Annotated in this window: 18 protein-coding genes; 5 read left to right on the forward strand and 13 right to left on the reverse strand. The window is 45.9% G+C overall.

Translation table 11 applies throughout. The features are described 5' to 3' along the window. Positions 1 to 159: 159 nt before the first annotated feature. The gene (locus tag DXD11_RS10830) at positions 160 to 1,449 is read right to left on the reverse strand and encodes a galactokinase (RefSeq protein ID WP_118758376.1); all 1,290 of its coding nucleotides are present in this window, start codon (positions 1,447 to 1,449) and stop codon (positions 160 to 162) included. A 242-nt stretch (positions 1,450 to 1,691) separates the two neighbouring features. Between DXD11_RS10830 and DXD11_RS10835 the strand changes: the two genes are divergently transcribed. Then, positions 1,692 to 2,582 carry an AraC family transcriptional regulator gene (locus tag DXD11_RS10835; protein WP_117550135.1) on the forward strand — a complete coding sequence of 297 codons (891 nt, stop codon included), beginning with the start codon at positions 1,692 to 1,694 and terminating at the stop codon, positions 2,580 to 2,582. Between the two features lie 43 nt (positions 2,583 to 2,625). Here the strand turns inward: DXD11_RS10835 and DXD11_RS10840 are convergent, their stop codons facing one another. From DXD11_RS10840 to DXD11_RS10850, 3 genes are all read right to left on the reverse strand, one after another. Further along, entirely contained in the window at positions 2,626 to 2,877 is a 252-nt protein-coding gene (locus DXD11_RS10840) for a hypothetical protein (RefSeq protein WP_055222234.1), read from the reverse strand. Between the two features lie 483 nt (positions 2,878 to 3,360). After that, positions 3,361 to 3,981, reverse strand: a complete 621-nt coding sequence (locus DXD11_RS10845; RefSeq protein WP_118758377.1) for a flavodoxin family protein — start codon at positions 3,979 to 3,981, stop codon at positions 3,361 to 3,363. Between the two features lie 124 nt (positions 3,982 to 4,105). After that, a complete protein-coding gene (locus DXD11_RS10850; protein WP_117550132.1) occupies positions 4,106 to 4,960 on the reverse strand; it encodes an AraC family transcriptional regulator in 855 nt (284 codons plus the stop codon). Positions 4,961 to 5,253: 293 nt separating this feature from the next. Here DXD11_RS10850 and DXD11_RS10855 point away from each other — a divergent pair, with 293 nt between their 5' ends. Further along, on the forward strand, positions 5,254 to 8,706 hold the full coding sequence (locus tag DXD11_RS10855) for a glycoside hydrolase family 2 TIM barrel-domain containing protein (protein ID WP_118758378.1): 3,453 nt from the start codon (positions 5,254 to 5,256) through the stop codon (positions 8,704 to 8,706). 98 nt (positions 8,707 to 8,804) lie between these two features. Here the strand turns inward: DXD11_RS10855 and DXD11_RS10860 are convergent, their stop codons facing one another. The 6 genes from DXD11_RS10860 to DXD11_RS10885 form a co-directional block, all read right to left on the reverse strand. After that, complete coding sequence (locus DXD11_RS10860) at positions 8,805 to 9,425, reverse strand: phosphoribosylanthranilate isomerase (RefSeq protein WP_118758379.1); 621 nt, start codon at positions 9,423 to 9,425, stop codon at positions 8,805 to 8,807. Between the two features lie 54 nt (positions 9,426 to 9,479). Next, a complete protein-coding gene (locus DXD11_RS10865) occupies positions 9,480 to 10,844 on the reverse strand; it encodes an ATP-binding protein (protein WP_118758380.1) in 1,365 nt (454 codons plus the stop codon). Positions 10,845 to 11,018: 174 nt separating this feature from the next. Further along, on the reverse strand, positions 11,019 to 11,672 hold the full coding sequence (locus DXD11_RS10870; protein ID WP_330426636.1) for a GNAT family N-acetyltransferase: 654 nt from the start codon (positions 11,670 to 11,672) through the stop codon (positions 11,019 to 11,021). A gap of 19 nt (positions 11,673 to 11,691) precedes the next feature. Then, a complete protein-coding gene (gene metE, locus DXD11_RS10875; protein WP_118758382.1) occupies positions 11,692 to 13,956 on the reverse strand; it encodes a 5-methyltetrahydropteroyltriglutamate--homocysteine S-methyltransferase in 2,265 nt (754 codons plus the stop codon). Positions 13,957 to 14,125: 169 nt separating this feature from the next. Further along, positions 14,126 to 15,178 (reverse strand): LysR family transcriptional regulator, encoded by a 1,053-nt coding sequence (locus DXD11_RS10880; RefSeq protein WP_118758383.1) that lies wholly within the window; start codon positions 15,176 to 15,178, stop codon positions 14,126 to 14,128. 4 nt (positions 15,179 to 15,182) lie between these two features. Continuing rightward, positions 15,183 to 16,073: a LysR family transcriptional regulator gene (locus DXD11_RS10885; protein WP_117550120.1), complete on the reverse strand. Its 891-nt coding sequence runs from the start codon at positions 16,071 to 16,073 to the stop codon at positions 15,183 to 15,185. 203 nt (positions 16,074 to 16,276) lie between these two features. On the opposite strand from DXD11_RS10885, the gene DXD11_RS10890 reads away from it, so the two are divergent. From DXD11_RS10890 to DXD11_RS10900, 3 genes are all read left to right on the forward strand, one after another. After that, the gene (locus DXD11_RS10890) at positions 16,277 to 17,038 is read left to right on the forward strand and encodes a DUF4866 domain-containing protein (RefSeq protein WP_118758384.1); all 762 of its coding nucleotides are present in this window, start codon (positions 16,277 to 16,279) and stop codon (positions 17,036 to 17,038) included. Continuing rightward, entirely contained in the window at positions 17,025 to 18,392 is a 1,368-nt protein-coding gene (locus tag DXD11_RS10895) for a threonine/serine ThrE exporter family protein (RefSeq protein WP_118758385.1), read from the forward strand. The genes DXD11_RS10890 and DXD11_RS10895 overlap by 14 nt, the downstream gene beginning before the upstream one ends. A 98-nt stretch (positions 18,393 to 18,490) precedes the next feature. Next, positions 18,491 to 19,162 (forward strand): YoaK family protein, encoded by a 672-nt coding sequence (locus tag DXD11_RS10900; RefSeq protein ID WP_004852146.1) that lies wholly within the window; start codon positions 18,491 to 18,493, stop codon positions 19,160 to 19,162. Positions 19,163 to 19,262: 100 nt separating this feature from the next. Here DXD11_RS10900 and hydE read toward each other — a convergent pair whose 3' ends face one another. The 3 genes from hydE to DXD11_RS14570 form a co-directional block, all read right to left on the reverse strand. Beyond that, a complete protein-coding gene (gene hydE / locus DXD11_RS10905) occupies positions 19,263 to 20,357 on the reverse strand; it encodes a [FeFe] hydrogenase H-cluster radical SAM maturase HydE (protein WP_118758386.1) in 1,095 nt (364 codons plus the stop codon). Positions 20,358 to 20,460: 103 nt separating this feature from the next. Beyond that, complete coding sequence (locus DXD11_RS10910; RefSeq protein ID WP_118758387.1) at positions 20,461 to 21,135, reverse strand: YkgJ family cysteine cluster protein; 675 nt, start codon at positions 21,133 to 21,135, stop codon at positions 20,461 to 20,463. 31 nt (positions 21,136 to 21,166) lie between these two features. Continuing rightward, positions 21,167 to 23,950, reverse strand: a complete 2,784-nt coding sequence (locus DXD11_RS14570; RefSeq protein WP_147360979.1) for an ATP-binding cassette domain-containing protein — start codon at positions 23,948 to 23,950, stop codon at positions 21,167 to 21,169. Between the last annotated feature and the right edge of the window lie 2 nt (positions 23,951 to 23,952).

Genomic DNA, 23,952 nt, shown 5'->3' on the forward strand with positions numbered 1-23,952 from the left:
AGGTAATAGTCAATGCTAAGAAATCTGCATTGACTATTACCCGCAACAGCTGGCAAGCCAGCTGTTACATACGCTGCAGACAGAAATAAGCGAAAGCGACCCTTGATTGGTATGTTAAAGCGCCTCAGACACTACATTGCAATTATGTTTCGCAAATATCTATTCAACTACCTTGATTCCGCCGTAAGGTCTCACCTTGAGGACGTGGCATGCGCCCTCTCCGAAGATCGACTCTATGTTCTTCTTGTACTCAGCAACAGCCGCGTTCTTGACAAATGCCTGGATGGTTCCGGCAAATCCGCCGCCGTGTACTCTGCACACACCATCCTCGCCGATGAACTTCTCTGAGAAGCCAAGTGCTATTGATACGTTCTGTGTGAGTGGATCCTTTGCGCTGTATATATTCTGAAGAAGCTTAAAGGATGAATCTCCACTTCTCTTTATCACGTCGAGGAAGTGGTCAAACTCCTGATTCTCAAGCGCTGCAACGCCCTCTGCAACTCTATCCTGCTCTGTGTAGAAGTGAAGCGCACGAAGGACTGCTCTGTCGCTCACCTTGCCGCTTGCTCTCATCTCACCAACCTTGCTGATGAAGTCCTCCTCTGAAACTCTGCTGAGTAATTCCTCACCGAAGTAATTTGCAACCTGCTTCATCTCTGCAGGGATTGCTGCGTAGTCGTCTGTGAGGTCTGCATGTGAACCCTTTGTGTCAACGATACACAGGCTGTACTGATGAGCCTCAAAGTCAACCGGAACCTGCTTGATAACAGGATTTGCCTTGTCAAAGAAGTCGATATATATAAGTCCTCCGACTGCACATGCCATCTGATCCATCAGTCCGCATGGCTTGCCGAAATATACATTCTCTGCATACTGTCCGATCTTTGCCACATCTACAGATGATACCTTCATCTCATTGTAGAGGCCTGAAAGGATAGTTCCTATAAGGCTCTCAAATGCTGCTGATGATGACATTCCTGCTCCCATGAGCACATCGCTTGTGACAAATGCTGTGAAACCGCCTACCTTGAATCCGTAGTCTCTGATTCCTGCAACAACACCCTTGATAAGCGCTGTTGTTGTTCCCTCAAGTGCAGGATCCTGCTCGATATCATTTACATTGATAACTTCCTTAGGCATATCGTCTGACACAAGCTCGATCACGCCGTCCTCTCTAGGTGCCACAATTGCTATGGCATCAAGGTTGATCGATGTAGCAAGTACATGTCCGTTCTGATGGTCTGTATGGTTTCCACACACCTCGCTTCTTCCGGGAGCGCTGTAGATAGCAACCTCCTGATCTCCGAATAACTCTGTAAATTTATCAAGAGCTTTTACATATCTTTCCCTGTTGTATGGGATCATATCCTTGTCGAGATAGATCTGTGCAAGCTTCTCGTCAAACTCTCCACCTGCGATAATTTCCTTTAATTCTGCGATTTTCTTCATTGTCTGTAACTCCACCTTTCTCCATCTTTTTATATTTTTTCTTAATGTCCGTTATTTTGTTGTCCATATTGCGCACATTTTCTGCGCTACGCCGTTGCGCTTCTTGCTTTGTGAATATAATTCTATAACAATATACAGATTTTGAACATGGCATAGCGTTGCAAATATATGTCCATTTGTTAGATTGTTTTTTCTCGTAAATGTGGTATACTCGGATATAAAATAACTACGGAGTATACAAAATGGAAAATAAGATTGTTATGGAATTTCCCCAGGAAAATGACACAGATCTCTACCTGAATGTGTTCGGTCACTCAATAACCGAGCCGCTCCACAAGGCAGGGCCTGCGGTCAAGACCTTCTACCTCATACATTTCGTGCTGGAGGGAGAGGGCGACTTTTATGTGAAAGGGGCACATTATCATTTGAAAAAAGGGCAGGGGTTCCTCATTGAACCGGACACCCCAGCGACATATATATCAGACGAGCACCATCCGTGGCGTTACGTATGGTTCGGATTCTCTGGCAGATGTGCTCAGGACACGCTGAGCAGTATTGGCTTGACACAGAACCAACCTATTTTCACCTGCGAGGATGGCGATAAACTGAAAAAGTACGTGTTTGATATGCTTGCCCACAACACCTCGGATCACGCAGACCACTACAGACTTATGGGTATGCTCTATCTCGCACTTTCAGTAATTGCAAATGCACAGAAGGATAAGCTGGAGGCTCCGTCGGGAAATGCATATGTGAACCACGCAATTTCATATATCCAGAACCACTACAGTATGCCGATGAAGGTGGAGGAGCTGTCCGACTACGTTGGAATCAACAGAAGCTATTTCTCCGACCTGTTCAAGCAGTACACCGGGATGAGTCCTGTGAAATACCTGCAGAATTTCCGCATAACAAAAGCCCAGCATATGCTTACCATATCTGAGCTTTCTATAGAAAGTATTGCATTTTCATGCGGCTACCAGTCCGCTGAGGCATTTCACAAGATCTTCCGCAAGACCACCGGCATGTCGCCCAATGCCTACCGCCAGGAAAAGCGCCAGAGAACGCTCTCCAGTCAGGAGACCATGAACAACAACAGGCCGGATTATATTGATACAGATGATGATTTTTAAAATTATCTCCAGTGGCAAAGGCACCAGACATTATTACAAATTCCTACTTTCTTTTCCACCTAATTATCATCATAATAATAGATGCACATACGCACAATCCCCCTACAGCAAATGCCCCAACAGCTATTTCCTGCCACATTTGTGCATTATACAATTCTACCCCCGTAACTATTATGCAAATACCTAATAATGCCATTGCCGTAATCACCAAAGGCATCTTTTTAGTCGCTATACCAACTATTGATACAAGGACTGCCACAACTCCGATGGCAGCCACAACAATTGCCATATTCATATTTTCTTCTCCTCTACTTCTTTTTTGACGGAACCTTTATCGATGTTTGACACGCGACATAGCTCGCACCAGTATTTTTCATTGCTATGTATCTTGTTGTGGTACTCCAGCCATCGTGGACCACCAAAAATGTATACACCTTTCCCGTTCTCATATTCTTAACATCAACTACATTCACTGACATTTTAGAATTAAAGCTACTGGAATATCTATGCAAAAGCCTCCACCCTCAAACTGCAATAAAATGGAATCCTATTTCGTTCTCTAAAATAAGGTCTCATCCTCAAAGGCCTAAAATCATATATCCTTTTTCACCAGAAACATGAACACCATCCCAACTTTGAATACTTACCATTTCCATACCTTGACTATAGTTCAAGAGATTACATATGTAATCTCTCTTTCTACCATTAACACTATGTTCTGATTTAGGTTAAACTCAATCTTTGTCATTTGCTTCACGATATTATAATCTTTACTAATTTATCTTATAAAGTTCGTCTGGTTGCCTCTCTCCGTGTCAGGGAGTACAACACCTGCTGCCTTGCCGGCTTCAAAGCATTTGAGCATCCATGCAAGGTTCTTAGCAAGATTCCTCATGGTCTGCATACCCTCCGCATCCAGCTCAGCCTCTCCAGGCACGCGTCCGTGTACAAGATTCCAGTATGTAGAGCCAGCCACCGGCATCTGTGATATTCCAAAGTATTTATTCATCACATCGAATGATGCTGATGTTCCGCCACGTCTTGCAACCGCCACAGATGCACCCGGCTTGAATGCAAATGCACGGCCGCTGCTGTAGAATACTCTGTCAAGGAATGACTGCACACGTCCGCTTGGATGAGCATAGTATACAGGTGTTCCAAATACCAGTCCGTCTGCTTCCTTTGCCTTGGCAACGAACTCATTTACCTTATCGTCATCAAACACACAGCCTTTTTCCGTACACTGTCCACAGCCTATGCAGTCTCTCAGTGGAGCTGCTCCGATCTGGAATATCTCATAGTCTATTCCCTCTTTCTTGAGCTGCTCGCCTACCTCGTAAAGTGCACGGTATGTATTGCCCTGCGGCTTCGCGCTTCCATTCAACATTAAAACCTTCATATTCAGTTCCTCCAATCAACAATCATTTTATATCTCATTTAATATGTAACTGCCCGCCACACACACATGGCAGTTTCTTCTATATTATATATACACTTAATGATAAATTTTTTCCAGCTATTTATCACCGCCTGATCGACTTCCTGTACTCCATCGGTGACATCCCCTTTTCTTTCTTGAACACCCTGCTGAAGTAGAGGGGGTTGTCGTATCCAACAATCTTGGCGATCTCTGTCATGTTATAATCAGAGCTCTCGAGAAGCATCTGGGCATTGGCTACTCGCTTCGCCATGATGTACTGTGTGGGCGTGGTGCCGATGCGCTGCCTGAAATTCCGTATAAACCAGCTAACGCTCATGTTATGCTCATTTGCATAATCCTCAACAACTATCTCCTCGTTGTAATGCTCTCCGAAATATCCCGCTGCGCGGTCCATCTCCTCCGCCATGGCTGACACATTTTTGGAATCATCCTGTCCCTGCTGCCTGTGAACTGAGATAAGTATCTGTCTGAATATATATTCCAGCATCTCCTCGTAGTCATCCCGGCAGAGCTGCAGTTCCTGTATCATCTGTTTGAACAGGGTTCTATACTCCGCATGGTCTCCACCATAAAATATATTCACATCATCATCTATCCCATATCGTCTGAATATCTGCTTCACCTCTCCCCCGGTGAAATGCACCCAGAATACTTCCGTGTGTTCGTCCCCGTAATACACATACCTCTGCATCTGTCTTGGTCTGTAGATAACCATATTTCCGGGGCAGGCAATCATATCCTTTCCGTCTATCTCAAAATGTGCTTTACCCGCCGCCACGTATATTAGCTGATAATCTTTTCGCCCTTTTGGTCTGTAGGTTGTAAACTCCTTCTGCGTATACAGCTTGTAAGTTCCGCAGCTTGTGACTATGAGCGGTCTGCTCTTGTCCACTATGTCGAGCAGTGAGTTGTGAAGATATGCTGAGTTTGTATACATGTGTGGCTCCTTTCTATATGGCAAATTACACTATTATTTCACTATTTTTACACTATTTTGAAGCGTGTGCAGGCACATCCTGTATGCTTTATACTTTTTCTTTTGTCTGTTCAGAGACTTCACCCTGCAAGCGGACTTGCAGGGTGCGGCGTATCCGCCTTATAAAACCAGAATGTGCATGTTTTGTCTCATTATGTGCATGGACTACGCTCGCCTGTTTACCTTATAATATAATCATCAAACAACGAATATTCAACATTTTATATATTATTTTAAATACAGGAGGTCTTGTTATGATTATTCCACGCTACTACGAAAATCTGCATATTTTGCATGAAGGCACCATGCCGCTCAGAAACTACTACATTCCGGCATCCACAGCATTTGACAGTCCTATAGCTGCCAGAGAGAATTCCGACAGACTTCAGAGCCTTAACGGAGTCTGGAAATTCAGATATTACGACAGCATTTACAAGCTTCAGGACGAATTCTACAGTGAGGGCTATGATGTGTCCGGCTTTGATGCCATCCCGGTTCCATCGGTATGGCAGATGCACGGATATGACTATCATCAGTATACAAATGTCAGGTATCCATTTGCATTTGACCCACCTTATGTGCCAAAGGACAACCCTTGCGGTGCATATGTGACAGACTTTATCTACGATCAGAACGAGGACGCACCACTCGCGCACTTGAACTTTGAGGGTATAGATTCCTGTTTCTATGTATGGCTCAACGGCAGGTACGTTGGCTACAGCCAGGTGTCCCACTCAACCAGTGAATTTGACATAACCGAATTCATAAGAAACGGCTCCAACAGGCTCTGCGTGCTAGTCCTCAAATGGTGCGACGGAAGCTATCTGGAGGATCAGGACAAGTTCCGCATGAGCGGTATTTTCAGAGATGTATATATCCTGAAACGCTCTGAGGGTGCTGTATATGACTATTTCATAAAGACCAGCTGTGACGATATAACGGATCCAGCTAAGGCAGATGTAACCATAGACTTCACAGCATTTACAGAATATTCCTGCGTTGAAGACCGTTTTTCATCAAAACCGGAAACAGTGGTTGATAAAGGCGCTGATTCAAATGTTGATATTGAAGTTACTATTCTGGACGCCGATGGCAGCATATGTTCATCAGGCTGTGTAAAATGTGAAATTTCCGCTCAGAGCGATGCCAATACCAATGCAGACGAAGGCAAAACCGCAGCCAGCTCCAGCAGCATTACTTTGTCGATTGACTCCCCTGTGCTGTGGAATGCAGAAAAGCCATATCTCTACACTGTCATCATCAGATGTGCCGGAGAGGTCATCACTGACAGGATAGGAATCAGGGAGATAACGATAGAGAATAAGATCGTGTACATCAACGGCATGCCGATCAAGTTCCATGGAGTGAACAGACACGACTCTGACCCTGTGACAGGATTTACCATCAGCAGAGAACAGATCATCAGGGATATGTCTCTCATGAAGCGGCACAATGTCAACGCCATAAGGACAAGCCATTATCCAAATGTTCCTTATTTCTATGAGCTCTGCGACGAATATGGATTCTATGTGATAGACGAGGCTGACATAGAGGCACACGGTCCAAGTGAATTGTTCTATTCTGATAATAATTGGGATAACAAGGCAGCAAGGTGGAATGAGCCGATCGCCAACAATCCTGAATTCTGTGAATCCATTCTTGACCGCATCAGGCGCTGCGTCATCAGGGACAAGAACCGTGCCAGCGTGGTCATCTGGTCCATGGGAAATGAGAGTGCATACGGCGTAACATTTGAGGAGGCTCTGGCATGGGTCAAGTCCTATGACAGCTCCCGTCTCACCCACTACGAGAGTGCCCAGTATACAGACGGCAAGAGAAAATACGATTACAGTAATCTGGATCTCTACAGCAGAATGTATCCATCCATATCCGAGATGGCTGAATATATAGATGGTGATGGCGACAAGCCTTACATCCTGTGCGAATATTGTCATGCCATGGGCAACGGCCCTGGAGATCTGGAGGACTACTTCCAGTTCTTCGACAGCCACGAAACCACTTGCGGAGGATTTGTGTGGGAGTGGTGCGATCACGCCATATACAAGGGCAAAGCGGCAAACGGCAAGGCTATGTATGCCTACGGAGGTGACAGCGGCGAGACTATCCACGATGGCAATTTCTGTATGGATGGCCTGGTCTATCCTGACCGCAGGCCACACACCGGACTGCTTGAATTCAAGAATATCCACCGTCCGGCCAGGATCACCGGCTATGATGGGGCAAATGGAATTCTGACGCTGCACAACTACATGGATTTCACTGATATCAGAGATTACCTCACTATGAGCTATGAAGTCACTTGTGATGGACAGGTGGTTACATCCGGGAATATTGATGTTCCTTCCGTGGCACCTCACGGCGATGGAACTGTCAGCCTGAGCCCTACTACAAATATACAGAAATCATTGTCAGACTTATATGCAGCAAGTCATGCTGACATTTCTGGCAGCTCAGATGTTACCGATTATTCAAGTGTTGTTGAATGTTCAGATGTCGCCGATTGCACAAAAGATATTATTACACACAGAATGTTTCTCCGTGTGATATATAAGGCAGCTTGTGACAGTGCATTTGTCAAGGAAGGTGATGTGTTGGGATTTGACGAGATAGAACTTGCCACACAAAAACAGAACGCAGACAAGGTCCTGGATAAAGCATCGTTTTTGGACAAGGCGCAGAATTTGGCGGAACAATATCTGACTACTCAGAATACAGCTTCTGCCCATCTTCATGTATCGGAAAGCGACACAGAATTTGTTGTCAGCGGAAGTAATTTTGAATATATATTTGACAGGAACACAGGAAACTTTACAGGCTTAGCAATTGACGGTCAGGAACTTCTCGCTGCTCCATGCGATAAGACAATCTGGCGCGCACCTACGGACAATGACAGAAATATAAAGAACGAGTGGTTAAGAGCGCACTATGATATGGTATCCGAGCGGACCTATGATACAAGCTGTATTGTGAAAGACGGATGTGCTGTGATTACATGTACATCCAGCCTCTCTGCACCGACGGTACAGCCGGTTCTGAGGATAAACGCTGAATGGATAATAACACCTGAAGGAACTATAAAATCAAAAATGCATGTAAAGAAAAATGCTGAATTCCCTACGCTCCCAAGATTTGGCGTGAGGATGATTTTGAGAGAAGATATGCGAAATGTAAATTATATCGGTATGGGTCCATATGAAAGCTACGCAGACAAGCACCATGCAAGCTGGCATGGCTCATTTTCTGCATCCATTGACGAGATGCACGAGGACTATATCATGCCACAGGAAAATGGAAGCCACTTTGACTGTAGCCTTGTTCAGGTCAGTGCCACTGGAGCAAGCGACGAGTCTGACAGGAATAGCTCCGACAAAAATAACTTTGTCAACGGTTCATCATATCAGAGCATTTGCAATGCGCAGACAGCCGAAACGATCGCAGCTACAACAGCCCACAGCATAACCGTGACATCCGCTGTGCCATTTTCAATGAACGCTTCGCCTTACACCGCAGAGGAACTGACCAATGCAGCCCACAACTACGAGCTGCCGGAGAGCGGCAAATCCGTCCTGTGCATAGACTATCGCCAGAACGGAATCGGCTCCAACAGCTGCGGCCCCGAGCTTGATGAGAAATACAGATTTGACGAGGATGAGTGGGAATTTGGATTTACCATGCAAGTGAAATAGATACAAAATTATCGCTAAATTAAGTTTATCTCATGAAAAAGGACAAAGTCTCCAAACTTTGTCCTTTTTTCCGCTTATATAAGTATTCAGATACAAATCTACCAAGCAGCGATATTCCTCTTCATCTGGCGCATCTTCTCCGGATCCTTGCCCGGTTTTTGAACGTCACCTACCACATCGTACTCTATGCCAGATGACACATCAACTACGTCGGGATGTACCTGCTCTATCGCCCGCCGCACATTGTCCGGCGTGAGACCTCCGGCAAGCACAAACAGCCTTCCATCACGCTCTATTTCATTCAAACTATTCCAGTCAAATGTCTTGCCACTTCCAGGTTCACCGGCATCGAACACATAACCTGCAATATTCGAAAGGCTTTGATAATGTAGGTACATATCCATATCCTTCACATTGAACGCCTTCCACACAGGCAAATGTGCACTCTCTATAAGCTCATCGCTGACCTGTCCATGAATCTGGATGAAATCAAAGCCCAGCTCTGCTATCTCTGTTATCTGCTCCTCATCCGGGGATACCACCACCGCAACCTTCTTCACATCTTCCCTCAGTTCTTCAAGTAATCTGCGCGCAGTATCCACACTGACATTTCTCTTTGATTTCGGAAAATACATCACCATTCCTATATAATCAGGTCTCACCTCATTCACCGCAGCTACATCTGCGGGGGTCGTGATTCCGCACATCTTTATCTTCATGCTGTCTCTCCTATTTTTTTGTACAATCAGCTCGCTAATAGGCGAAAACTGATGCTACATATCCTTATCGAACGTCAACCCTGATAGGTCAAGTTTATATATCGTGTCAGCCATCTTTTCGTTTTCCAGAAACGCAATCATATATATCGGCAAATATACTTTTTTGCCGCTGACCTCTACATTTCCCTCCGAAAAAACATATGCATATTCTATTCCGTAATTTTCATCAGCCAAGACATTACACAACGCAGAGTGCCGTTTGTAATCCTTACCCGATTTTATCTCCAGTGGAACTACTTTTCCATTCAGTTCTATTACAAAGTCAAGCTCCCCCTGCTTTTTGCTGTTAAAATAATATTCTTTATGACCTTTGCTGAGTAGTTCCTGGGAAACCACATTTTCAAATAGCGCACCATTGTTTATAGACTTTTCTTTATTCAGTATCGCCATTTTTACCTGATCCGAATACCTACTTGTCAGTAGCCCTACATCGGAGAAGAATAGTTTAAACAGATTCCTATTCTCGCTGATCACAAGTGGAAGTTTCGGCTCACTTATATTATAGACCGGTATCGCAACCCCAGCATCCTTAAGCCACATGAAATCATTTGCAACCCTATCATAACTGAGGCCTTTACCTATACTATTGATCTGGAATCGTTTATTTTTCTGATCAAGCTGTCCCGGCATAGCATCATATATCTCCTGCAGTTTCAGCTTATATCTTGTCTCATACTTTGTAAAATCACTCTTATATAATCTAACTATCTTTTCATGTACCTCCGCTACCTTCGCAAGATCATTTGTCTCCACATAGGTATTGACCGCCTCCGGCATTCCGCCCACGATAAGATACAGATTAAATACATCAAGCATTTTTTCATGTACAAACGAGTCAACAGGCAGCCTCTGCGTAAAGCATTCCTTCAGTGTGTCGATCACATTCTGATTCACACCAACAGAAACCATAAATTCGTGCAGATCCATCGGATACATATCACATACACGCAGATATCCAACCGGTGCAGATCTGAGATCATTCAGCTCTACGCCCAAAAGCGAACCGCTCATGATATACCTGTAGCTTCCATCTTCCACCAGAAACTTCACTCTTGTCACCATATCTTTAAACTCCTGCACCTCATCCAGAAATACGATCGTACGGCCTTTCTCAAGAGGCTGTTTTGTCACCAGACTAAGTCTCATAAGCAGATCCTTTGCATCTCTGGCACCGTCAAACAATTTGACAAGCTCCGGCTGGTCAATAAAATTTAATTCCACATATGGCACTCCACTTTCCCTGAGGCATTCTTTTATAAGATATGTCTTACCGATCTGTCTCGCTCCCGTTATGAGCAAAGCGTCTCTGCCGCTCTGAATCCATGAATCTATATATTTTTTTGCCGATCTTTCCAGCATAAAATCACCCCACATACTGCATTTGCAACTTTTCTATCCCTATGATATCAATTTTTTGCAACTTTTCCAACCTTTTCGCGGTGATTTTTGCAACTTTTCCAACCTTTTTTCGGCGGTTTTTGCAACTTTGCGAGCTTTAGTAACAATTTTCTTTTATTTTACGGCGGGTCCTCCTTATGAAAATATCTGTCCGGGCAGTGTTTTTTTCTCTTTATATGGAAACTGCCTGTCGAATTCTTCCACAGCCTTTTCGTCCACGAAATATCCTTCTGGCGGAGCGTACTCACCCGTGACTCCATCAAGATATCCGGAAATCAGCTCCTTGAAGAGGAAAAACGATGCATCCTCCCCCTCATCAAGTCCATGATAGCGAATGCCAAACTCGCTTGCCGGTCTGAATCCGCTCTTGCCATAGAAATCAATATTCCCCTCAAAACATAGTGCTCCGCAGCCAAGTTCTGCAGCATTCTGCAGTGAATAGTCAAGCAGGATCTTCCCATATCCCTTACGCTTAAGTTCATTCTTTATGCATATAGGGCCCATCGTCATAACCTGAATACTTCTTCCGTCATCCGCAGTTATTTCTGCTCTCATAAACATATTCTGGCCGATGAGTTCTCCTTTTTGCAGCATAACCAAATCCAGTTCCGGGACAAATGCACTGTCATTTCTCAGCTGATTGAGCACATAGTGTTCCAAGCAGCCGGGACGATACACATTCCAGAAACTGTCCCGCACCAGGTTCTCGACTTCCCGGTATTCATCCTCTTTCTCCAGCCGTATAACCAGATCATCATTATGACTGACTTGCGTAATATTTATGTGAATTTGTCAAGCATTTTATATATTATTTTCTTACCTGTCTGGCAGCCTCAACCATATTTCTGAGGCTGGCGTCAGTCTCAGGCACACCTCTGGTCTTAAGACCGCAGTCCGGATTGATCCAGAGCTTATCCCTGCCTATCTTCGTGAGCATGACATTTACCGCCTTCACGATCTCTGCCACCGACGGAACTCTTGGAGAGTGAATATCATATACGCCAGGTCCCACCTCTGTCTCGAAGTTGTTCTCCCTGAGAGAATCCAGGATCTGCAGATCGGATCTTGATGCCTCAAATGTGATCACATCCGCGTCCATATCATCTATGGCAGGTATGATATCCGTAAATTCACTGTAGCACATATGTGTGTGTATCTGTGTCTCAGCCTTCACACCGCTGTGTGTCAGACGGAATGCAGGTATCGCAAAATCAAGGTACTCCGTATACCAATCAGATTTTCTGAGTGGAAGCTTTTCTCTGAGTGCAGCCTCATCTATCTGTATCATCTTTATTCCATGCGCCTCCAGATCCAGCACCTCATCTCTGATCGCAAGCGCTATCTGTGATATAGATTCCTTGATTGATATATCCTCCCTTGGGAATGACCAGTTGAGTATCGTCACCGGACCGGTCAACATTCCCTTCATGATCTTGTCTGTGAGCGACTGCGCATATACAGACCAATCAACCGTGATCGGCTTTTTGCGGTATACGTCACCCCATATCACAGGCGGCTTTACGCATCTCGTTCCATATGACTGTACCCATGCTTTCTCAGTGAACAGGAATCCGCCAAGTGCCTCACCGAAATATTCAACCATGTCATTTCGTTCATACTCGCCATGCACTAGCACATCCAGTCCAATGTCCTCCTGCCACTTTACACATTCCTTTATCTTTCCCTTTACAAAGTCCACATATTCCTGCTCAGATATCTCTCCCTTTCTGAGCTGTGCTCTCTGCGACTTCACATCCTTAGTCTGTGGGAATGAACCTATAGTGGTTGTCGGAAGCTCAGGAAGCCCAAATTCCTTCTTCTGAAGTGCCTGCCTCTCGCTTCTCTTCGGAAGTCTTGCATAATCTGCCTCAGTCACTGCCGCAAGCCTCTGTCTCACCTCGTTGCTGTTGCAGTCTCTTGTCCCCGCAAATAACTCCTGATTCTTGTGGTATGCCTCAAGCTCTGTATAGTTATAACTCTCGGCAAGTGCCGCAAGCTCCGAGAGTTCAATAAGTTTCTCCTCTGCAAATGCAAAGAACCTCAGATAGTCCTGTGACAGCTTCGTCTCTTGCTTAAGTGTGTATGGCACATGGAGCAGTGAGCATGATGTAGACAGAACCACATCTATCTTCTTATCGCGGAGCTGCCCTACTATCTTGAGGGTCTTGTCGTAGTGATTTCTCCAGATATTTTTGCCATTTACCAGGCCGGCAAAAAGTACCTTATCCCCAGGGAAGCCGTATCTGTCTATAAGCTGACCGGTCTGTTTGCCCTCTATAAAATCAAGGCCTATTCCGGCAAATGGCATATTTATGATATCTTCATACACATCCCTCACATCACCGAAGTATGTCTGGAGAAGTATCTTACAGTCTGCACGATCTGCAAATACCCTGTCATACACCCTGTGGAAAAGTGCCTTATCATCGTCATCCATATCTCTCACCAATGATGGTTCATCAAATTGCAGCCACTCCACATTCTCTTCATCGCACTCGGCGATGAGCTGTCTGTAAGCCTCTGCCACATCATCAGCAAAGTCTTCTGCATTCTTTGATCCCACATATCTGCAGAGCTTAAGCATTGTGTATGGTCCTATAACCACAGGCTTTGTCTTGATTCCCAGCTCCTTGGCCTCCTCGTATTCACCTGTAAGTTTCTCGCAGTCAAGGCTTATCACTGTGTCATCCTCTATCTCCGGAACTATGTAATGATAGTTTGTGTTAAACCACTTCTTCATCGCAAGAGCCTTCACATCCCCGGATTCTCCCTGATATCCCCTTGCCATGGCAAAGTACGTGTCAAGCTTTGAGACATTTAGCTCTCTGTATCTCTTTGGCACAATTCCGAGAAGAACTGCTGTATCAAGCACTATATCGTAAAATGAAAAGTCGTTGCATGGAATAAAGCCTATCCCTGCTGCCACCTGTGTCATCCAGTGTCTGTGTCTGAGATCCGCTGCAATTCCTGTAAGCTCCTGCGCCGTTATCTCATGTCTGAAATATTTTTCAGATGCAAATTTTAACTCTCTTAATGTTCCCACCCTCGGAAATCCTATAACCGATGTCTTCATCATATCCTCCTGCTCACTCACTGGCATATCTCATAGACCAGTGTTATTTTCTTGTTTGTTGTTGACATTATATGAAGCTCTGGTTCGCTTGTATAATACATAAAAATATAGCGTGAATATAGTTTTTTGCTATACCCACGCTATTTCTATGTCTTTTATTCTATGTCAGCTATGTGGTTTTAACCCTTCTCATATGTTCCGCCGCCTTCTCCCTCACATCTCCGCAGGCAGGCTCTCCGTCATCCCTCATCTCGTTGAAGCGTCCCCTGTGTTGGAGCTTTCTCTGAGGAATTTTTACTGAATCTTCCGGCTCGTCACTGCCAGCCGTGAGATAATTTGCCAACGCACCGAGATAGGTGTTTCCAAGTCTGCTGAGGATCGCCTTCCTGTGGACGATATACCCTATCCTCATATCGCTCTCATCCGCAAGTGGCACCGATATAATGTCCTTGCCGTTCAGCTTTTCATCTATGACACCGCTGCACACAGTATATCCATTCAGACCTATCAGCAGATTGAACAGTGTCGCTCTATCCCTGACTCTTATATTCTTCTTTCGCTCCGTCGTAGAGAATATTTCCTCCGAGAAGTAAAAAGAGTTGTGCTCTCCCTGCTCAAATGACAGATATGGATACGCCTCCAGCTCTTCATTTATTATGATATCGTTCTTCGCCAGTGGATGCTTTCTGCTTATGAACACGTGAGGCTTTGCCACAAACAGCTCATGAAATTCCAGGTCATTTGCCCGGAGGATCTTGTTCAGCACCTTCTCATTAAAGTCATTCATGAACAATATTCCGATCTCGCTTCTCATCCTGGCGACATCATCTATGATCTCATAGGTCTGTGTCTCCCTTATGCTGAAATCATATTCGTCCTGTCCATACCTCTTTATCAGGTCAACAAATGCATTTACCGCAAATGAATAATGCTGGGTGGACACGCAGAAGCTCTTCTTGCCGCCATCGTCCCCCTTGTATTTGTCCTCAAGAACCTTCGCCTGCTCAAGCACCTGTCTCGCATAGCCGAGGAAGACCTCGCCCTCTATGGACGGACTTATTCCCTTATTTGACCTGTTGAATATATTTATCCCCATCTCTTTTTCCAGCTCATGGATGGCATTTGTCAGGCTTGGCTGGGATATATACAGCCGGTTCGCTGCCTCGGTGATCGTGCCCGTATCCGCAACCATCACCACATATCTAAGCTGCTGAAGTGTCATATTCTCACCTGCTTTCTACTATTATTTTCTTGAACTGCTTTGCTGCCTCATTCAGCGGGTGCAGGCAGTCATACACAAGACATACATTCCTGTCCGGAAGCTTTTCCTCAAGTGAAAGCTTTACAACCTCTTTGTTCTTTACCGCCTCTCTCGCCATCAGTTCCGGTATAAATGCAAGTCCAAGCTCACACTTCACAAGTGGCAGTATCTGATCCGTGGTGGCCGCCTCCGTGTCCGGCGCAAGCTCCACGCCATGCTCCCTGAATATTCTGTCGTAGAATCTGAATGTCATAGTCTCCCTGCCTAGACAGATCATAGGATAGTTCCTCATCTCCGCAATGGACAGTTTTTGCTTTTTAAGTGAAGAAAATGTCGTTCCGCCGATAAGTATCTCACGATATGACTGCAGCACGATCTTCTTGAGAGGAGCCTCCACATCAGCCGGAGTTGTAACTACTGCAAAGTCTATACTTCCATTCTTCACTTCCTCCACAGCCTGAGGTGTAGAATGGTTGTATATCTTGAGATTTATACCCGGATACGCCATGTGAAATGCCCGCAGTCTGTCCAGCAGATATATATTTAACGCCGTCTCACTGACACCTATCGTTATACTTCCGTGAGTGAGATTCTCACCATCTGCCAGCTCATCCTCCGCCGTCAGAAGCTGTGACATTGCAGCCTCCACATATGAATAGAGCTGTTCCCCGTCTCTTGTGAGCTGTACACCCCTGTTTGTCCTGACAAATAGTATCCTTCCAAGCTGCTGCTCCAGGCAGTTCATCGCCCTGGTCACATTTGGCTGACTGTTTCCAAGAACCTTTGCGGCTTTGGTAAAGTTATGATATCTCGCAACATAATAAAATATCTTATAATACTCGAAATTAATGTTCATAATCTATTGTTAGCCACAGACTATATTACATGTCTGCTATACTCCCTTTCTTAAAATTATTTTCCATGTAGCAGCCCCAGCATATCATTTTGTTATTACTGCCATATCAATTATGATTTTCACTTATTGCTACTCCGATAGTATAATCTAACCAGATTTAAATGACAAGACAGCATTTATCATATGAAAGGATGCGCATATCTATGGAAGAAAATACCATTTTCCCAAGGGAAGAAAAATCAGAAATATTATTTGAAAAAATCCTCAGGGATCCCTGGGCATGTGAAAAGCTCATGGACACATTCTGTAATTACCTATTCTGCAATGATGACTTCGACTGCAATCTTTCACCGGAAGAATTTACAAAATCACTGCTCTCAGCTTATCTGGACAGAGATATGTCGGCATTCCTCATGTCCATCTGCAACAATACCATGTTCGATCTGCTAAGGAATTCCTACCTCATCCCATATCGCTTCAACGCCGATGGCAAGACCAATCCTGTCATCATGACCGGTGAGCACGGCGAACTTCTGCCTGAATTCAGAAACTCTGTAAGAGAAAAGGATTATCAGCACTTTCACGATATATACACACATATGACACACAACGAGAATATGTATCTTGCAAAGGCGTACAGATACAGCCATGAATACACTTCTGACAACATGGAAGTCGGGCAGAAGATCCTTGAAGAGTGCACCGGAGTCCTGCTCATCAGGGAGCTGCCGGACACGGTAAAGCTCAAGGAGACCGAAGCTGAGGCATACTGTGCTGTGTGGGATATCATGGTTGAACTGGAAAAGAATCTTCCCATGGCATTTGTATTCTACGGTCAGGATACTTTGGACAAACAAGGCATGCGATATGACGAGCTTGGAATATTCCTGCCGGATTCACTGCTCATGAAGAATCTGGAAAGACACGTTGCGAAAGCCGAGGCGATCATATATGCGGAAAAGTAAGAATGCAAAAAGCGTAAATGCGGAATCATACATAGACATTATGGAAAAAAATCACATGGAGATTCCATGGCATGACTACGCCAGTGCCGACAGCAATGTACTCATATGCAAGGCAGGTCTGATTGAAAAGGCTTCTGTCATAGGCAGAGTCGGTCTTATCATGCTCTCATGCGGAACAGGTGCATGGCGTGTCCGTACTTCCATGAACAGGCTTTCCAAAGAACTGGGTGTCACATGTACCGTCGATGTCGGACTCATGTCCATAGAATTCAACTGTTTTGACGGTCACGACTGTGTATCACAGTCCCTGTGCATCGCCAATACAGGCGTAAACACCTCAAAGCTATATAGAATGGAGCAGTTTGTTGACAATTTTCCAAATGAAGAGGCGCATTTGACCGGCGAGGAAATCCATCAGAGACTTGATGAGATAGAAAAAATACATACCTTGTATTCTCCTCTCCGCCTCGGACTTGCCTCTGCTCTCGCCTGCTGTGCCTTCACATTTCTCCTAGGCGGCGGGCCTGTAGAAATGATGCTGGCATTTATCGCAGCCGGAATCGGAAACCTCATAAGGACAAAGCTTATCAAACACCATTTTACATTATATATGAACATAGCTGTATCCGTGTCAGCCGCTTGTCTTGTGTACGCACTGCTGCTAAAGGCCGCCGAGCTGGCATTTCATATACCCGCCTTCCACGAAGCCGGATATATCTGCTCAATGCTGTTCATCATACCGGGATTCCCATTCATCACCAGCGGTATAGACCTTGCAAAGCTGGATCTGAGATCCGGACTTGAGAGACTTACATACTCGATCATCATTGTGCTTGTGGCAACGATGTTCGCATGGATCATGGCGCTTCTGCTGAAGCTTCACCCACAGGATTTTGTAGCACTCGACATAACACCAGGACTTCATCTGGTATTCAGATTGATTGCCAGCTTCTGTGGTGTGTTCGGATTCTCCATCATGTTCAACAGCTCCATACACATGGCCGCCACAGCCGCTGCCATCGGTGCCATAGCCAACACTCTCCGTCTTGAACTGGTAGATCTTGCCGGCATCCCTGCAGCTGCCGCCGCATTTGCCGGAGCCCTCACGGCCGGACTGCTCGCTTCATTCATCAAAAGCACCAACGGTTATCCGCGAATCTCACTGACAGTCCCATCCATAGTCATCATGGTTCCAGGGCTTTATCTTTATCGTGCAATATACAACTTTGGAATCATGTCACTTTCCGATGCCGTGTCCTGGTTTGCGGCTGCCATCATGATCATCATAGCCCTGCCACTTGGACTTATATTTGCAAGGATCCTGACGGACAAAACCTTCAGGTACTGCACCTGATCCCCGAATGGGGTCAGGTACCTCCGTCCCCCAGATGAGATCCCCCAGATGAGATCAGCGCCTGAATGTCAAATCTACAACCAAGGAGTATATGAACCATGAAGTTTTATCCACATAGACAAATGTCAGAATCTTTCATCACCGCGGCCTTCCTGTCAGTATCAGGAGGTCTGCAGGATGCATATACCTATATATTCAGAGGAAAGGTATTTGCAAATGCACAGACAGGCAACATAGTTCTTCTCGGTCAGAATCTTGTAGACCGAAACTGGAGAATGTGTGTACACTATGCCGTTCCTCTATTATTTTTTGCGCTTGGAATTGCTGCTGCCGAGTGTATAAAACAGAAATTTCAGAATATGCAGCAGTTTCATTGGAGACAGATCGTTGTATTGTGTGAGATTTTTCTGCTTCTTATCGTGGGATTTCTTCCCATAAGGCTCAATCTTATCGCAAATGCCATGGTTTCATTTTCATGTGCCATGCAGGTTCAGGCATTTAGGAAGGTCAACGGCTATGCATTTGCCAGTACCATGTGCATTGGAAATATCCGAAGTGGCACCGATGCCCTGTGTGCATACTTCAGAACAAAGGACAGGAACACACTGTTCAAATCTCTGTGCTACTGGGCGATCATCCTGCTATTCGGAATCGGTGCCGCTGTGGGCGGTCACTTCATCCGTATATTTGATATGAGGACCATCTGGTTCTCCTGCTGTCTGCTGTTCGTAAGCTTTCTGTTCATGTTCATCAAGGAAGAGAGAGAGTAAAAATGAGCTTACGCGGGTCCTCAAGGTGCAGACGCATGAAAGGCGCTTCGCGCGGCGTCTGCGTACATCATAAGGAATCTCCCGCTTACGCGGGTCCTCCTTATGATATATAGTCTCCTCTATCGACAACAATCTGGAATCCGAACGCCTCTGCGCGCCTGTCAAGGCAGCCGCGGCACTGGGCGGATTCCTCCCCCGTGCATATCTTGTTGTCATAAAGCTCGTATTTCTTTCGGACAGACACAGGAGACAGATTCGGCATGACCACATTCGCACCGTGCATAAACCCACGCTCCCTGCCATCCGCCGCTATCGTTCCGAGAGATGTGGTGGATGGTATGAGTGCCTTCGGGAACATCAGTCTCAGCATGCTTATCATCACCAGCGTCTGCCTGACCGTTCCCTGCTCCATCTTCGCAAATGGCGTCTCCTTGTGAGGAACATACGGCCCGATCCCTATCATCTGCGGCTGCAGCTTCGCAAGGAAATGCAGATCCTCGGCCTGATTCACCGGCGTCTGATACGGCGATCCCACCATAAATCCACTTCCCACCTGATACCCAAGACTTTTAAGATCGTACAGACATCTGACTCTGTTGTCATAGCTCATCGAATCCGGGTGTAATCTTTCATAATGCACCCTGTCCGCGGTCTCATGTCTCAGAAGATATCTGTCCGCCCCGGCCATCCGCCACAGTCTGTAAGTCTCATATGGATGCTCGCCAAATGACAGCGTAACGGCACAGTCCGGATATCTCTCCTTGATACACCTCACAATGTCAGCTATAGCCTCATCTGAAAATCCTCCGTCCTCGCCGCCCTGAAGAACAAACGTCCTGAACCCAAGCACATATCCTTCATCGGCACAGGACAGTATCTGATCATTTGTCAGACGGTATCTGTCCACATGGCTGTTGCTCTTCCTGATACCGCAGTAATAGCAATCGTTCTTGCAAATGTTCGTGAACTCGATAAGTCCTCTTATATATATCCTGTTGCCAAAACTCTGATGAGCCAGATCATAAGCCTTCCTTCTGAGATACTCAAAGTCAGAGAGATCATCCTGAGAGCTCTGAGGGTTCTCTGAATCCGACAAAATTCTTATAGCTTCAGCCAGCTCATTGACTCCCGGCAGTTCACCTCTGCCCTGTCCATATTCAAATGTCTTATCTATGATATCCCTAACTTTTCCCATATAAACTCTATACCCTGTTTTTACATTTATAGCTCTGTATGATCAAGTGATTTCCGATACAAGGTAAACAAAGTTACATCCAGATACTCCATTCCATCCCTTTCTACTCCGTCATACACAGCAGACTCCTAATGTGCGCAAGTCTGGCATCAAACTGATCATAGAAATTCTTCTCCGCATCATACATTCCCACATACATAACCTGCAGCACCAGCATGGTCTGATTTCTCGCTGTCTCATCCTCGCCAGCGCGCATATACTCGATCAGGTTTCTCTGCATGTCCTTCTGGAACTTGTGCCAGTCATTTATATATTTCGTGTACCGCGGCAAGTCCTCTGTATCTATCCATTTCGACACCTTGACCTTAGTCCTGCCCGCGCGCTCACACTCATGTATCTGCAGGATGTATCTGAATCCGTCATCGGTGTAATATCTGCCAAGTGGAAAGAGTCTGCAAAAGCCAGGTCTCGCGCTATGGATGCTGCATCTGCCCTCATCGTTTAAGAATGGGCACTTATCCGCCGTCATCCTTATATTTGGAAGCACCAGACCATCCACCACATTGACCTCAAGCTCCTTTTCAAGCAGCTGCGTAAAGTTCTTGCCGGTCTCCATACAAAGTCTCATCACGTCCAGTGGATCAAGGATGATGGAACTCCCCATCCCTGTGCAGCAGGCATGGCACCCCTTGCACTCATCGCAGTACGCCTTCACCATATCATTCGCATCGTATAATCTTCCATCTGAGATATCTTCCAGTTTCTCATTTCTTATCATAGCAGTAATCCTCAATCATTTTATTATTTGTCTACAGAACACCATACTTGATCCGCACCCTGTCAAGCTTCTCAAGAAATGGTCTTGCCAGCAGCCACAGGAATATCACCGTTGCAGTTCCATGCACCACGTCAAATGGGAATCCCGTCACATATGACGCTATGATCATGCTCCTGTTCACAGCCGGCTGCCAGATTATCACCGACGCCGGATTCATTATTCCGCCGTATATCAATATACAGATAAGTGCTCCGAATATGCACAGTCCAAGCTTTGTCGTGTTCTTTGTCCGCACTCCGCTTTTGGAGAAGAAGAGTCCCGCCAGGAACCCCACCAGTCCCATGGCAAACATCTGCCATGGAGTCCACGGACCCTGCCCCATCAGGAAATTAGACACGAACATGGACATTGCGCCGACCACAAATCCTCCTTCGCAGCCAAATGCCACTCCGGATATGATCACTATGGCCATGGTCGGGCTGAAGTTCGGGAGCATGAAGAATGCCGCCCTGCCCGTGACGGCCAGAGCACACATAACCGCCAATGTGACTATATCCCTTACCTTGGGCTTTCTTCCCTCAAATGATACGAAGAACGGGATCATTGCCTCTATTATAATCAACAGAGATATAAAATAATATTTTTTGTCTCCAAGTCTCTCGCATCCAAACCATATCGTAAGTGGAATCACAACGAGCATAGCCACTATACTTAATATCGTTCTCCTGACGGATCTGTGACCGGAAGCTTCCATGACGATATCCTCGTTCTTCTTTCTGGTGACAGGTCTTATAGCAAGGAGCAGCCCCGCTATGGCACATATCATCACTCCATACATAGCCAGATATTTCCATCCCTTTGACGTGATGGTCATCCCTCTCTGCACAAGATCTGCCAGATTGGACTGGGCCATGGTCTGCCAGAAGCAGAATATGATGATCACCGACGTGACAGATATCGTGAGTATCTGCCACCATTTCAGGGGATCAGCTTCGCGCTCCTTCGTCAAGGTTATGTCCTTTATTATAGCATCATCGTCGATCCTGTTTCCGTCTCCACATACCGTCCTCGACTCCCTGACTCCATATGCCTTCAATATATCAGAAACAGTAACCGCACCGCAAAGTATCCCCTGGGAGATTCTTGCCGCCGCAGTGGTGAAGAAATTGTTGCCCGCCAGATATTCCTGTACACAGTTCACTGTGGCAAGCTCGCCATCGAACAGCAGCGCTATGCGGTCTCCCGCCACAGCGCAGAATTCCACATCATGGCTCACCACCACTATGGTCTTGCCATGTTGCTGCAGATCTCTGAGCATACTCTTGAGTTCTGCCTTAAACCCATTATCAAGCCCCTTTGTCGGCTCATCCATGAGCAAAATATCAGGATCATACAGAAGTACCTTTGCAAGTGCCAGCCTCTGCTTCTCTCCTCCTGACAGATCGTAAGGATGTCTGTCCATCAAATGCTCCAGCTTACAGAACCTCACTATGTCCACCAACTTTTTTCTGTCACTTGCGTCCACCAGTTCTTCCCGTACAGAACGTCTTGTGAAAAGAAGCTCCGGGTTCTGTGGGAGCATGCCCACACTTTTACCCTGTTTTATCTTTATTCTTCCACGGTACGGCTTATTTACCCCCGCTATCAGGGAGAGCAACGTCGACTTGCCGCATCCGTTGCTTCCATTTATCATAAGTATCTCATTATCGTATATGTCAAGATCCAGACCGCGAAGTACTTCCTGCGAACCCTTGTCGTATCTGAAGTGAACCTCATCTATCATGACTGCCCAGGACTTGTCCTGACGATTCGCAATTTTTGTTGTAGTTTCTCCAGCACCATGATCAGTTTTCTGACCATCTGCCTCCCTGGCATCCCCTTCATCCACCAGCACATACCCAGGCGCAACCTCATGCCCCGATTCCCTGTACTTACTGTCAAACTGTGACAACCAGTTTCGCCCCTCCGCTACGGTCACCGGAGATTCATCCGAGCCATCAAGCCCCAGATACACCTGGACAGCCGCCGGCATAGAGAGATACAATCCATTTCTGTTTATACCTTTTTCCTTTAACCTCTGTCCTTCATTTTTCAGGGTGGCAGCTACCTCTTTGACAGTTCCTTGACACAGCACTGTGCCTTCATCCATGACCACCGCTCTGCTGCACACCGGAAGCACCTCCTCCAGCCTATGCTCAGTCATGATGATGGTCGTGCCAAGCTCCCTGTTGATTCTCACAAGACATGCTATGAATTCATTCGCAGCTATCGGATCGAGCTGGCTGGTCGGTTCATCCAGTATCAGCACCTCCGGAGACAGAGCCATGACCGACGCAAGATTCACCATCTGCTTCTGTCCGCCAGACAGCTCTGCGACACGCCTGTGGAATATCCCGGACAACCCGAAGAATGAACACATCTCCGCAACGCGTCGTCTGATATATCCATTATCGTATCCCAGACTCTCCAATCCAAATGCCAGCTCATGCCACACTTTATCAGTGACAAGCTGTGCATCGACATCCTGCTGTACAAATCCGATCTGCCTTGCTGATGTCCGGTCATCCATCTCCTCCAGGCTTCTTCCTTTGAACTCTATCTTCCCGGACGATCTTCCGTGAGGAGCGATACTTGTCTTCAACTGCCTAAGAAGTGTGGTCTTTCCACATCCGGAACTTCCCAATATGACCACGAATTCCCCCTGTCCCACTGATAGTGTCACATTTTTCAATGCATCAAGCAAATATCTCTCGCCCGAATCATCATTGCTATCGGGATATGCAAATGTCAGTTCTTTTATATCTAATATATTCACCG

This window comes from Coprococcus sp. TF11-13 (assembly GCF_003481085.1).
In the GTDB taxonomy this organism is placed as follows: Bacteria; Bacillota; Clostridia; order Lachnospirales; family Lachnospiraceae; genus Coprococcus; species Coprococcus aceti.